Source organism: Caballeronia sp. LZ028 (assembly GCF_031451415.1).
Classification (GTDB): domain Bacteria; phylum Pseudomonadota; class Gammaproteobacteria; order Burkholderiales; family Burkholderiaceae; genus Caballeronia; species Caballeronia zhejiangensis.
In genome coordinates this window covers 869,685-883,062 of sequence record NZ_JARUXN010000003.1, presented here as the reverse complement: position 1 = coordinate 883,062, position 13,378 = coordinate 869,685, and the positions used below count along the sequence as shown (strand labels likewise).

10 protein-coding genes are annotated in these 13,378 nt (G+C 62.7%); 6 read left to right on the top strand and 4 right to left on the bottom strand.

The genetic code is table 11. The features are described from left to right. Together QCE58_RS21230 and QCE58_RS21225 are read right to left on the bottom strand one after the other, a co-directional pair. On the bottom strand, positions 1 to 468 hold a 468-nt coding region (locus QCE58_RS21230; protein WP_309780234.1), incomplete at its 3' end, for an FUSC family protein. A 4-nt stretch (positions 469 to 472) separates the two neighbouring features. Beyond that, complete coding sequence (locus tag QCE58_RS21225) at positions 473 to 982, bottom strand: MarR family winged helix-turn-helix transcriptional regulator (RefSeq protein WP_175981107.1); 510 nt, start codon at positions 980 to 982, stop codon at positions 473 to 475. A gap of 141 nt (positions 983 to 1,123) precedes the next feature. Here QCE58_RS21225 and QCE58_RS21220 point away from each other — a divergent pair, with 141 nt between their 5' ends. Continuing rightward, entirely contained in the window at positions 1,124 to 1,885 is a 762-nt protein-coding gene (locus QCE58_RS21220; RefSeq protein WP_008348363.1) for a YoaK family protein, read from the top strand. On the opposite strand, the gene QCE58_RS21215 is transcribed toward QCE58_RS21220, so the two are convergent. Beyond that, positions 1,882 to 2,763 (bottom strand): LysR family transcriptional regulator, encoded by an 882-nt coding sequence (locus tag QCE58_RS21215; protein ID WP_284502578.1) that lies wholly within the window; start codon positions 2,761 to 2,763, stop codon positions 1,882 to 1,884. The genes QCE58_RS21220 and QCE58_RS21215 overlap by 4 nt on opposite strands. 108 nt (positions 2,764 to 2,871) lie before the next feature. On the opposite strand from QCE58_RS21215, the gene ampC reads away from it, so the two are divergent. The 4 genes from ampC to QCE58_RS21195 all read left to right on the top strand — a co-directional run bounded on the left by ampC (position 2,872) and on the right by QCE58_RS21195 (position 8,494). Then, positions 2,872 to 4,035 carry a class C beta-lactamase gene (gene ampC, locus QCE58_RS21210; protein WP_250521987.1) on the top strand — a complete coding sequence of 388 codons (1,164 nt, stop codon included), beginning with the start codon at positions 2,872 to 2,874 and terminating at the stop codon, positions 4,033 to 4,035. A gap of 11 nt (positions 4,036 to 4,046) precedes the next feature. After that, a complete protein-coding gene (locus QCE58_RS21205; protein WP_250436694.1) occupies positions 4,047 to 4,937 on the top strand; it encodes a LysR family transcriptional regulator in 891 nt (296 codons plus the stop codon). A 92-nt stretch (positions 4,938 to 5,029) separates the two neighbouring features. Further along, a complete protein-coding gene (locus QCE58_RS21200; protein ID WP_250521986.1) occupies positions 5,030 to 6,991 on the top strand; it encodes an aconitase family protein in 1,962 nt (653 codons plus the stop codon). A 60-nt stretch (positions 6,992 to 7,051) separates the two neighbouring features. Then, positions 7,052 to 8,494 carry an MFS transporter gene (locus QCE58_RS21195; protein ID WP_250436692.1) on the top strand — a complete coding sequence of 481 codons (1,443 nt, stop codon included), beginning with the start codon at positions 7,052 to 7,054 and terminating at the stop codon, positions 8,492 to 8,494. 7 nt (positions 8,495 to 8,501) lie between these two features. On the opposite strand, the gene QCE58_RS21190 is transcribed toward QCE58_RS21195, so the two are convergent. Continuing rightward, complete coding sequence (locus QCE58_RS21190) at positions 8,502 to 9,407, bottom strand: LysR family transcriptional regulator (protein WP_008348350.1); 906 nt, start codon at positions 9,405 to 9,407, stop codon at positions 8,502 to 8,504. A gap of 105 nt (positions 9,408 to 9,512) precedes the next feature. On the opposite strand from QCE58_RS21190, the gene QCE58_RS21185 reads away from it, so the two are divergent. Then, positions 9,513 to 13,049, top strand: a complete 3,537-nt coding sequence (locus QCE58_RS21185; protein ID WP_250521985.1) for an indolepyruvate ferredoxin oxidoreductase family protein — start codon at positions 9,513 to 9,515, stop codon at positions 13,047 to 13,049. Positions 13,050 to 13,378: the final 329 nt, after the last annotated feature.

Sequence of the window (13,378 nt, the reverse complement as noted above, 5' to 3'; positions counted from 1 at the left end):
CACCACGCTGCCGTCGTCGCTCGCCACCACGATGCCGAGCAGGATCTCTTCGGTGCGCGTGATCGCGAGATCGAAGACGGCCGTCGGATTCGTGACGGCGGGCAGCGCGATCAGCGGCAGCGTGTAGCCCGCGAGCAGAAACACATAGCTGCGCGCGCTGCGGTCGAACATCGAGAGAAAGAGCAGCGTGCCCGTCCACAACGCGACGATCACGCTGAAGAGATACGGCGATTCGACGAACGGCGGCACGATCAACACCGCGCCCGCCGCGCCGATCATGGTGCCGAGCGCGCGATACAGCGCCTTCGAGCGCGTCGCGCCGACGAACGGATTCGACACGATATAGACGGTCGCCATCGCCCAATAAGGACGCGGCAATTCGAGTCTGAGGCCGATGTAGAGCGCGATCATCGCGGCGGCGAAGGTCTTGGCGGAAAAGAGCCACTCGCGCGCGGATGGAAAGGACATGGCGCTATGCTCCGCGCTTTGCGGCGGACCGCGCCGGCTTTGCGGTTTGATCGCCGGCTTCGAGTGCCGCGAGCAGCTTCGCATCCGGCGACGCGCTGAATACGTTCAGCACGCGCAATGTCGTTTCCAGGTCTTCGCGGCTCACGCCCTTCAATAACCGCGCGCGCAGCGTGACGAGACGCTCTTCCATGCGCGCGGTGACGGCGCGGCCTTCGTCGGTAAGCGTGATGGTCTTGGCGCGCTTGTCTTCGGGATCTTCGTCACGGCGCACGAGTCCGGCCGCGCAAAGCTGATCGAGCAGCCGCACGAGCGATGGCCCTTCGATGCCGACATGCTCCGCGAGCGTCACCTGACGCACCGCCTCGCCGAGCCGGTTGGCCGTGAGCAGCGGCACGGCGCATGCTTCCGACACGCCGTACGAGGCGAGCACGCCGTGGCTCGTGCGGCGCCAGCGTCGCGCGGCAAGCACGAGCGTGCTGCTCACGGAGCGGCGCAGGAAGTCGAGATGAGTCATGCGGCGGGATTATAGCGAGAACTCTATTCGTTAGCATGCTATCGACTTATGTTTTTTCTTTCAGATTGCATACGGTAGGCATGCCCGGAGAGGCAAATTGGCGTGCTATCTTTTCGGCTCGATCATCCTGCCCGAGCCGCCATGCCGATTGCCTATATCCGTGGCTTGACTTCGCCCAGCCGCACCGATTCCGCCAACCGGCGTCTGGGCTGCGCGCTCGCCTTCGTCGCGGGCGCCGCGAACGCGGGCGGCTTTCTCGCGGTCGGGCAATACACGTCGCATATGTCGGGGCTCGTTTCATCGATCGCCGATAACCTCGTGCTCGGCCAGATCGCCTTGGTCTTTTCCGCGATCGGCGCGGTCGGCGCGTTCCTCGGCGGCGCGGCGACTTCCGCGGTGCTCATCAACTGGGGACGGCAGCGGCGCGCGCATAGCGTGTTCGCAACGCCGCTTTTGCTCGAAGCGGCGCTTCTGCTCGTGTTCGGCATGCTCGGCGCCAATCTGGAGACGCATCGCGTGTGGGATGTGCCGTTGACCGTCGCGCTGCTTTGCTTCGTGATGGGCCTGCAAAACGCGATGATCACGAAGATATCGAAGGCGGAGATCCGCACGACGCATGTGACGGGTCTCGTGACGGACATCGGCATCGAGATCGGCAAGAGCCTTTACTGGAACCGCGGCGTCGCGCGCGACGATGCCTCTTATGTGCGCGCGAATCACGCGCGTCTCGCGCTGCTGAGTTCGCTCTTCGCGATGTTCATGCTCGGCGGTTTCGCGGGCGCGATCGGCTTCGCGCATCTCGGCTTCGCGACGACCGTGCCGCTCGCCGCGTTGCTGCTGCTGTTCTCGTCCGTGCCGCTCGCGGACGATCTCGCGGCAGGCAGACGCCGCCTGCGCCGCTAAACGGCCTCGGCCGCCTCCCTGACGAGCCAGTCGCGAAAGAGCTTCATGCCGTGCGAAAGACGCCGTGACTTGAGCCACGTGAGCCAGTAGCTGCCGGTTCTCACTTCGACATCGAACGGACGCACGAGCAGCCCGGCCTGCAACTCGCGCACGAACATGCGCGGCGGCGCGAGCGCGACGCCCGCGCCTTGCACGGCGGCTTCCACCATCAGGCGCGACGAATCGAAGACGGGACCGTTCATCGTCCATGCGTCGAGGCCCGCGGCGTCGAACCAGTCGCTCCAGTCGTCCGCGCGATAGGAGCGCAGCAGCACTTCATTGACGAGATCGGATGGCGTGTAAAGACGCCGCGCGATGTCGGGCGCGCACAGCGCGGCGAGCGGCGCATCGAGCAGCAGCGCGTTATGCGTCGCCGGCCAGACGCCCGCGCCGAAGCGGATGGCGAAGTCGAGCCCTTCGGACGCGGGATCGACGAGATTGTTATGCGTGAAGAGCCGCAACTCGACGAACGGATGCGTCTCGCGAAACGCCTTCATGCGCGGCATCAGCCAGCCGACCGCGAACGTGCCGACCACGCCCACCGTCAGCACTTCGTGAAAGTGTCCCCCTTCGAACTGCTTGAGCACGGCTTCGATGCGGCCGAACGCATCGCTCAACACGGGCAGTAACGCGCGCCCTTCGTCGGTGACGCTGAGGCCGCGCGGGACGCGTCTGAAAAGCGGCGTGCCGAGCCGTTCCTCCAGCGCGCGCACTTGCTGGCTGACGGCCGCCTGCGTGACGTTCAATTCCTGTGCGGCGCGCGTGAAACTCAGATGCCGCGCCGACGCTTCGAACGCGCGCAACGCATTCAGGGGAAGATGGGGTCGCATGGCTCGCATAAGTTTTTCTATTGCCAGTGGCAAATTATCCTCGATTGTCGAAGTGCGAAAAAGAGCGGATATTTCGCTTCGTTCCAATCATGCAAACCAGAACGAAGGATCAAGACAATGAAGTCTCGCGCGCTGAGTCTTTTGGCAGCAGCCATTTTTTCTTTTGGCGCGATGTCCGGCGCCGCCTATGCCGACGATGCAGCGAGCGTCAAGTCGACCGTCGATCAGACCATCAAGCCGTTGATGGCGCTGCACGGCATTCACGGCATGGCCGTGGGCGTCGTCGTCGACGGCAAGCCTTATGTGTTCGAGTACGGCGTGGCGTCTAAGGCGACGAAGCAGCCCGTCACGCGCGATACGCTCTTCGAACTCGGCTCGATCAGCAAGACGTTCACCGCGACGCTCGCATCGTATGCGCAGATCGAAGGCGATCTTTCCTTGAACGATCCGGTGAGCAAGTATCTTCCATCGCTCGATGGGACGGAGTTCGGCAAGGTGACGTTGCTGAATCTCGGCACGCACACGCCGGGCGGCTTGCCGCTGCAAGTGCCCGACGAGATTCACGACAACGAGCAACTGATGCAGTACTTCAAAACATGGCGTCCGGCCCGGCCGCCCGGCACGATCCGCACGTATGCGAATCCCGGCATCGGCACGCTTGGCCTCATCACGGCGAAGAGCATGAAGCAGGACTTCGCAGCGCTGATAGAGACGCGTCTCTTTCCCGCGCTGGGACTGAAGCAGAGTTACATCAACGTGCCCGCTTCGAAGCAGCGCGATTACGCGCAAGGCTATACGAAAGACGACGCGCCGATACGCATGAAAGGCGGCGTGCTTTCGCCGGAGGCTTATGGCGTGAGATCGACGGCTGCGGACATGACGCGCTTCCTGCAGATCAACATGAACCTCGTGCGTATCGATCCGGCGTTTCAGCGCGCCGTCGATGCCACGCACACGGGCTATTTCCAGGCCGGCCCGATGACGCAGGATCTCATCTGGGAACAGTATCCGTATCCGGTCGCGTTACAGCCTTTGCTCGAAGGAAACTCGTCGTCGATGATCCTGAACGCGACGCCCGTCACGCGCATCGATCCGCCGCAAGCGCCGCGCGACGACGTGTGGATCAACAAGACCGGCTCGACCAACGGCTTCGGCGCCTATATCGCGTTCGTGCCGAAAGCGCGCGTGGGCATCGTGATGCTCGCGAACAGGAACATCCCGAACGAAGAGCGTGTGAAGGCGGCGTATGCAATCATCACGTCGTTATCCGGCGGACGATAAACACGACAGCCATGCGAATCGATCCCTACAGTCTCGAACTCTTCATCGCGGTCGTCGAGGAGGGATCGATTGCGCGCGCCGCGAGCCGCAGTCACATCGCGCCATCGGCGTTGAGCAGGCGCATCGCCGATCTCGAAGCGGCCATCGGCGTCGCGCTGCTCATTCGCTCGTCCTCGGGCGTGCAACTGACCGAAGCGGGGCAGCATGCTTATGCGAGCGCGCGTTCCATTCATGGACAGCTCGAGAGCATGGCGCGCGAAGTTCAGTCGATGAGCGGCCAGATCGCGGGCGTCGTGCGTCTCTATGCCAATGCGTCGGCGATCGTCGGCTTTCTGCCTGAACGTCTCACGTCGTTCAAGGCGCGCTATCCGCTCGTCGAGATCGCGTTGACGGAACAGATCAGCGATGAAGTGATTCGCGCGTGTCTCGACGATCGCGCGGATGTCGGGATATCGGCGAGCACGAAGGCGCATGCGGGTCTCGATACATGGCGCTTCGTCGACGATCCGCTGATGGTCGTCCTGCCGCCCGGTCACGAACTCGCGCAAGCAGACGCGTTGAGCTTCGCCGAAGTGACGCGCTTTCCGCTCGTCGCGTTGCAGGCGGGCGGTTCGCTCGATCAGACCTTGAAGGAACACGCCGATGCCGCGCGCGTGCCGCTCAACGTGACCGTCACCGTCAACAGCTTCGATGCGCAATGCCGCATGGTCGAAGCGGGACTCGGCATCGGCATCGTGCCGACGAGCGCGGCGTCGGCGTTCGCCGGTTCGCGCAATTTCGTGCGCGTGCCGTTGCGCGAAACGTGGGGCAGCGGCCGATGCCTGCGCGTTCATGCGCCGCGCAAGTCTTCGCGGCTGAAGGCGGTGCAGGCGCTGATCGATACGCTCATCGGCGAGGGTTAACACGGACATCGCGTCTCGCGATGGCCCCAGTGCCGAACGAACACTTCATGCACGCGCGCGGGTGCGTCTAGATTGGCGTCGAGGAGAATGCGATGGCCAATCTGAATGTAAGCGGACGAATCCTGTTTCTGAGCGCGGACGCCGCGAAGGTCGAGCAGCAACTCGCCGGCGAGGATCTCACGCTCGATGAAGCGGGCGCACTGCGCGACGATGTGTCCACCGACGAAATCACGCCGATCAGCGTGCTCACGCGTTTCGACGAGCGGCTCGGTCAATGCCCGTATGTCGCATTTCATGCGGGCGGGCGCAATCCGATCGGCCACGATGCCGTGCGCGCGGGCCGCTTTCAGGTGACGGTCGCGGGCAATCGCTATGGCAAAGGCTCGTCGCGCGAACATAGCCCGCTCGCCGAATATCACGCGGGCATACGGCTCGTGATCGCGCGGAGCTTCGAACGCATCTATCGGCAGAACGCGGACAATCTCGGGCTTTTCACGTCGACGGATTTCGGCCTGATCGAACGCATCCGGCGCGGCGAGGCTATCGATATCGATGAACTCGTTGCGGATCGCGATCCGTTGGCGGCGGCGATCCTTACGAGCGGCGGACTGTTGCGCTATGGAAAGTTGCATATGCAACGAGTCAGCATCGGCGAAGCATCGCACGATGAAGCGCCGCGCACGCTCGTAGAGAAAATTCTCGCGCGTCACACATTGACGACCGATGTGACCAACGCATCGCTCGAAGCGGGCAACGGCATCTTCGTGCGCGCGGACTGGCGCTTCATCCACGAGTACTACACGGGCATGGCCGCGCATATGCTGCACGCGGCATTCGGCCGCCCGCTGACGCTGCACGAACCGCGCAGCATGCTCGCGTTCGAGGATCATCTGTCGTATTCGCATCGCAGCGAACTGCATATCGGGAACGGGCTGCTGCCGAACGTGCGCGAGTTATCGGACGCGCATCGCACGTTCGCGCATGACTACGATGTGCGCAATCACGGCTATCTGAGCGAAGCGAACAGCGAGCTCGACGAAGGCTCCGAAGGCATCTCGCACGCGATGATGGCCGAGCGCTACGCGTTGCCCGGCCACGTGATCGTCGGAACCGATTCGCATACGCCGCATAGCGGCGCGCTCGGATGTGTCGCGTTCGGCGTCGGCACGACGGACATGGCGAACGCATTCGTCACCGGCGCGGTTCGCATGACGGTGCCGCAATCGTTGCTCATCGAACTATCGGGACCGATTCCCGCGGGCGTCACCGCGAAGGACATCGTGCTTCACTTGCTTGCCGATTCGCGCATACGCGCGGGCGCGGGCGTCGGCAAGGTGTTCGAGTTCGCGGGCACGGCCATCGCGAGCCTCTCGACCGATGAGCGCACGACGCTCACCAACATGACGGCCGAGTTAGGCGGCTTCACGGGCATCGTCGCTCCCGACGATGAAACCGTGCGCTTTCTGAAGGCGCGGCGCGGCATCGACTTCAAGATCGAGCCATGGATGCGAAGCGATGAAGGCGCGCGCTACGCCGATGTCATCGCGATCGATTGCTCGCGTCTCACGCCGATGCTCGCCGCGCCCGGCGATCCGGGCAACGGCATCGCGCTTGAAGCGCTCGATGAAAGGCCGGTCATCGATATCGCGTATGGCGGTTCGTGCACGGCAGGCAAGCGCGAGGACTTCGATCACTATCACGAAGTGCTTTCGTGGGCGGCGAGGCGCGGCTTGCGCGTGCCCGGCAATGTGACGCTCTATTTGCAATTCGGCACGCAGGACGTGCGCGACTATTGCATCGCGCAAGGCTATGTCGATGCGTTCGAGCGCGTCGGCGCGATTCTGCTGCAACCGTCGTGCGGTGCGTGCGCGAACTGCGGACCAGGTTCGTCGACACAGGCCGAACAAGTCACCATCAGCGCGATCAATCGCAATTTTCCGGGCCGCTCGGGTCCGGGGAAAGTATGGCTCGCAAGCCCGCCGACGGTAGTTGCAAGCGCAATTATCGGCCGCATCGCATCGTTCGCGGAGTTGCAAGAACGCTTCACGCAGTAAGCACGCAGCATGACAGAGCCGCCATCGATGCGGCTTCAAAATACATTCAGGAGACAAGCAATGGCCATCATGCAGGGCACTTCGCGTCTGCACGACGCCGCCGGCAGCGCGTTCACGGACGCGCCCGCCATCGCGGACACGGCGGGCATCTCGGCACGCCTCGACCGGCTTCCCGCCACGCGCGCGGTGTGGAAACTCGTCTTTCTGCTGAGCCTCGGCTTCTTCTTCGAGCTATATGATCTGCTCTTCACCGGCTATATCGCGCCGGGTCTCGTGAAGAGCGGCATTCTCACATCGACGACCGCGGGTCTCTTCGGCACGACGGGCGTCGCGAGCTTCATCGCCGCGCTGTTCTGCGGCTTGTTCATCGGCACGATCGCGTGCGGCTTTCTCGCCGATCGCTACGGACGTCGCGCGATCTTCACGTATTCGCTGCTCTGGTACGTCGCGGCGAATACCGTGATGGCGTTTCAGGACACGGCACTGTGGCTCAACTTCTGGCGCTTTGTGTCGGGGCTCGGCATCGGTGTGGAACTCGTGACCATCGGTACTTATATGTCCGAGCTTGCGCCGAAACATCTGCGTGGAAGGGCGTTCGCCGTGTGCCAGGCGATCGGCTTTTCCGCCGTGCCGGTGGTCGCGTTCCTTTCGTATCTGCTCGTGCCGCGCGCGCCGTTCGGCTTCGATGGCTGGCGCTGGGTCGCATTGGCGGGGGGCGTGAGTGCGCTGTTCGTTTGGTACTTCCGGCGCAATCTGCCGGAAAGCCCGCGCTGGCTCGCGAGCAAAGGCCGCATCGACGAAGCCGACGAAGTGCTGCGCCGTCTCGAAGACACGGTCGCGCTTCAGTACGGCAAGCCGTTGCCCGCGCCGGGTCCTTCCGATCCCATTGCAAGAAAGGCCGGGTTCGCCGATATGTGGAAGCCGCCGTATCGCAAGCGCACGCTCATGCTGATCGTCTTTCATATCTGTCAGACGGTCGGTTTCTACGGCTTCGCGAACTGGGTGCCGACTCTGCTCGTCAAGCAGGGCGTGACAGTCACGTCGAGCCTGCTCTATACGACGGTGATCGGGCTTGCCGCGCCCATCGGTCCCTTGCTCGGCTACTGGATCGCCGATCGTTTCGAACGCAAGCATGTGATCGTGTTCATGGCGGCCGTGAATATCGTCGCGGGCCTGCTGTTCAGCCAGGCGTCGGCGGCGGTGACGATCGTCACGCTCGGCGTGTTGCTGACGCTCGCGGGCAACATCATCTCGTTCACGTATCACACGTATCAGCAAGAGCTTTATCCGACGACGATCCGCGCACGCGCTGTCGGCTTCGTGTATTCGTGGAGCCGGCTATCGGCGGTGTTCAGTTCGTTCGTGATCGCGTTCGTGCTGAAGGAAGCGGGCGTGACCGGCGTGTTCGGCTTCATCGCGGGCGCGATGCTGATCGTGATGATCTGCATCGGATCGATGGGACCGCGCACGCTCGGCCGATCGCTCGAAAGCATTTCGCATTGAGTTCGAACTAAGCACCACAGGCATGAATCAGGAACTGCTGCACGGCGGTCGACGGGGCGCTCAACGTCGCGCCCTTGCGCCAGATCATGCCTGCTTCCATATGAGGAATCGCGTCGTTGACGGGCCGCGCCTCGATGCGCTTGCCTTCGAGCGACCACGGCCGAAACACCATATCCGATAGCACCGTGACGCCGAAGCCATGCGCCACGAGTCCGCGCAGCGCTTCCATCGAACTCGTGCGAAACGCGATGTTCGGTTCGATGCGCTTCTTGTGCCAGTAGCGCATCGTCGATTGCTCGCCTTCATCGACGGTAATCAGAATGTAGGGATGCACGGCGATATCCTTCAACGATACCGCGTGCTGCTGCGCGAGCGGATGCATCGGCGCGACCCACAGTTGCCGGCGCGAACGCATCAAGACCTGGCTGTCGAAACGATTCGGACGCTGCAGATTCGATAGCAGCACCACGCCGATATCGACATCGCCATTCGCGACTGCTTCTTCGATTTGCGGCCGCTCCATGTCACGCAGATCGAAATCGATGAACGGATACGTCGCACGAAAGCGCGCGAGCAGTTCCGGCAAAAAATACCCGAGCACCGTATAGGACGCCGCGATTCGCGCGACGCCGCGCATGTCGTGCGCGCGAAACGGCGGCATGTGCATCGCATCGCGCGCGGCGTCGAGCACGCGGCGCGCATGGTTATGAAAATCCTGACCGTCGGGCGTCAGCGCGACGCCTTGCGGCAGGCGCTCGAACAGCTTCGTGCCGAGCGCGCTTTCGAGCGCGAGCACCGCATTCGTGATCGCCGACTGCGATACGTGTTCGTTGGCCGCCGCCATCGAGAACTGGCCCGTTTGCGCGGCGGCGACGAAGTAGCGCAACTGCCTGAGCGTGAGATCGAACGCCATCTGATTTTCAGATACCGGAGTTGTGTATTCGTGATTTTACGATCGCAAATCGGCTTCCTATACTCGGCAAAAAAACTAATTCCCGAATTCCGGAGACATGCCCTCATGAACGCACCCGATCGCGCCGCACTAGCCGCTGCAACCGTAACGCTCGACGATAAATACACGCTGGAGAAAGGCCGCGTCTATATCAGCGGCACGCAGGCGCTCGTGCGTCTGCCGATGTTGCAGAAAGCGCGCGACCGCAAGGCGGGGCTGAACACGGCGGGCTTCGTTTCGGGCTATCGCGGATCGCCGCTCGGTGCGCTCGATCAGTCGCTATGGAAGGCGAAGGCGCATCTGAAGAATAACGACATCGTGTTTCAGCCGGGCGTGAACGAGGATCTCGCGGCGACGTCGATCTGGGGCACGCAGCAGATCAATCTGTGGCCGGGCGCGACACGCGATGGCGTGTTCGGCATGTGGTACGGCAAGGGACCGGGCGTCGATCGCACCGGCGATGTTTTCAAGCACGCGAATTCCGCAGGCACCGACAAGCATGGCGGCGTGCTTGTCCTCGCGGGCGACGATCACGCGGCGAAGTCGTCCTCGGTCGCGCATCAGTCGGATCATGCGTTCATCGCGGCGGGCATTCCGGTGCTGTATCCGTCGAACGTGCAGGAGTATCTCGACTACGGTCTGCACGGATGGGCGATGAGCCGCTATTCGGGCCTGTGGGTCGCGATGAAATGCGTGACCGATGTGGTCGAATCGACGGCATCGATCGATCTCGATCCGGATCGCGTGGAGATCGTCACGCCGGACGACTACGCGATGCCCGAAGGCGGCCTCAACATTCGCTGGCCAGATTCGCCGCTCGCGCAGGAAGCGCGTCTGCTCGACGAGAAGTGGTACGCGGCGCTGGCCTACGTGCGTGCGAACAAGCTCAATCGCGTCGTCATCGATTCGGACAAGCCGCGCTTCGGCATCATCACGGCGGGCAAGGCGTATCTCGATGTGCGTCAGGCGCTCGTCGATCTCGGTCTCGATGATGACACCTGCGCGCAGATCGGCCTGCGCGTGCTGAAAGTGGGCTGCGTGTGGCCACTCGATGCGCAGGACGCACGCGCGTTCGCGACCGGTCTCGAAGAGATTCTCGTCGTGGAAGAGAAGCGGCAGATTCTCGAATACGCGCTGAAAGAAGAGCTTTATAACTGGCGTGAAGACGTGCGCCCGCGCATCTACGGCAAGTTCGACGAACGCGACAACGAAGGCGGCGAATGGTCTGTGCCGCGCGGCGACTGGTTGCTGCCGGCGCATTACGAGCTATCGCCCGCGTTGATCGCGAAGGCTATCGCGCGTCGTCTCGCGCGCGCGGATCTTCCCGAAGACGTGCGTGCGCGCATGTTGTCGCGCGTCGAAACGATCGAAGCGAAAGAGCGCGAGGCGACCAAGCCGCGCGTCGATGTCGAGCGCAAGCCATGGTTCTGCTCGGGATGTCCGCATAACACATCGACGCGCGTGCCCGAAGGATCGCGCGCGCTCGCGGGCATCGGCTGCCATTACATGTCGATGTGGATGGACCGCAAGACCGAGACGTTCAGCCAGATGGGCGGCGAGGGCGTCGCGTGGATCGGCCAGATGCATTTCTCCGGCGATAAACACGTCTTCGTCAATCTCGGCGACGGCACATACTTCCATTCGGGCCTGCTCGCGGTGCGCGCGGCGATTGCGGCGAACGCGAACATCACGTACAAGATTCTCTATAACGATGCGGTCGCTATGACGGGCGGCCAGCCCGTCGACGGCGTATTGACGGTGCCGCAGATCGCACATCAGGTCTATGCGGAAGGAGCGAAGCGCATCGTCATCGTGACCGACGAGCCGCAGAAATACGATGCGAACGTTGCGTTGCCCCAGGGCGTGAACGTGCATCATCGCGATGAGCTCGATCACATTCAGCGCGAGTTGCGCGATACGCAAGGCACGACCATCCTCATCTACGACCAGACTTGCGCGACGGAGAAGCGCCGTCGCCGCAAGCGTGGCACGTATCCCGATCCGGCGCGTCGCGCGTTCATCAACGATGCGGTTTGCGAAGGCTGCGGCGATTGCTCGGTGCAATCGAACTGCCTGTCGGTCGAGCCGATGGACACGCCGCTCGGCACGAAGCGCAAGATCAACCAGTCTTCGTGCAACAAGGATTTCTCGTGCGTGAAGGGCTTTTGCCCGAGTTTCGTCACCGCTGAAGGCGCGCAGGTTCGCAAGCCCAAGGCGGCCGCAGGCGTGAAGCCGGACTTCGATGATCTGCCGATCCCTTCGTTGCCTGGCTTGTCGAAGCCTTACGGCATTCTCGTGACGGGCGTCGGCGGCACGGGCGTGGTGACGATCGGCGGATTGATCGGCATGGCCGCGCATATCGAACGCAAGGGCGTGACCGTGCTCGATATGGCGGGTCTCGCGCAGAAGGGCGGCGCGGTGCTGAGTCACGTGCAGATCGCGCCGAAGCCGCAAGCGCTGCATGCGACACGCATCGCAACGGGCGAAGCGCGGCTCGTCATCGGTTGCGATGCGATCGTGTCAGCATCGAACGATGTGCTGTCGCGCACGCGTCACGGCATCACGCACGCGGCGATCAACAGCGGCGCGACGCCGACCGCCGAGTTCGTCACGAATGCGCAATGGACCTTTCCCGCTGCGCAGACGGAGCAGGCGTTGTCGGAGAGCATCGGCGCGGGATGCGAGTTCGTCGATGCCAATGCGCTCGCGTTGAAACTGCTCGGCGACACGATCTATTCGAATCCGCTGCTGCTTGGTTTCGCGTGGCAGAAGGGCTGGTTGCCGCTCGAACTCGCGAGCCTCACGCGCGCGATCGAACTGAACGGCGTGGCCGTCGAGAAGAACGTGCTCGCGTTCAGCTGGGGCCGCTTCGTTGCGCAGAACGGCGCCGGCGATCTGCTCAAGTCCACGCAGCACGCGGTCATCGTGAAGATGCCGGAGTCGCTGGAGAACGTGATCGCGACGCGCGAAGCGTTGCTCGCGGCGTATCAGAGCGAAGCGTATGCGCGTTCGTATCGCGATGTCGTCGAGCGCATTCGCGAGAAGGAAAAGCTGCTGAACGCGAAGTTACCCCTTACGCGCGCCGTCGCGGTGAATCTCGCGAAGCTGATGGCTTATAAGGATGAGTACGAAGTTGCGCGTCTCTATGCGGATCCCGCGTATCTCGACAAGCTGCGTGAGCAGTTCGAGGGCGAACCGGGCCGCGATTACAAGCTGATGTTCCATCTCGCGCCGCCGCTTTTCGCTAAACGCGACGAGCGTGGCCATCTCGTGAAGCAGCGTTTTGGTGCGTGGATGCTGCCGGCGTTTCGCGTGCTCGCGAAGATGAAGGGTTTGCGCGGCACATCGTTCGATGTGTTCGGCAAGACGGAAGAGCGCCGCACCGAACGCCGGATGATCGCGGATTACATTGCGCTCGTCGATGAATTCGTTGCGACGCTCGATGCGCAACGATGCGATGCCGCGTTGAAGCTTGCGAAACTGCCTGATGAAATCCGCGGCTTCGGGCATGTGAAGGAGCGCAACATCGCGGCCGTCGCGAAGAAGCGCGAACGGTTGATCGAAAGTTATCGCGCGCCGGTGGAGGTGGCGGCGACTGCGTGAGCGGGCGATAGGGTATCGCGAGGTGACGAATCGGAAGCTGTATCGCGGATTCGTCACCGTAACTTCAAGTGACGAATCAATTCGGATGACAAAGTATTCTGTTGGCTCGCTATGTTCGAGAGTCAGAATATGCAATCGTCGTTGCCGTATAGCAGAGACGAGCCGTCGTTCGATTGGAAGCCTGCAAAGAAGCCGATTGAGGTGGGTCGCTCGACATCCGTCCACCGTCCGTGCCGTTCAATGCGAAGCCAATCCATGACGCGGAGCTGGATGCCGTCATTGGCTGTCGCGAGGAAAACGCGGGCGTATCGCGCATCTATGCGCTCGAC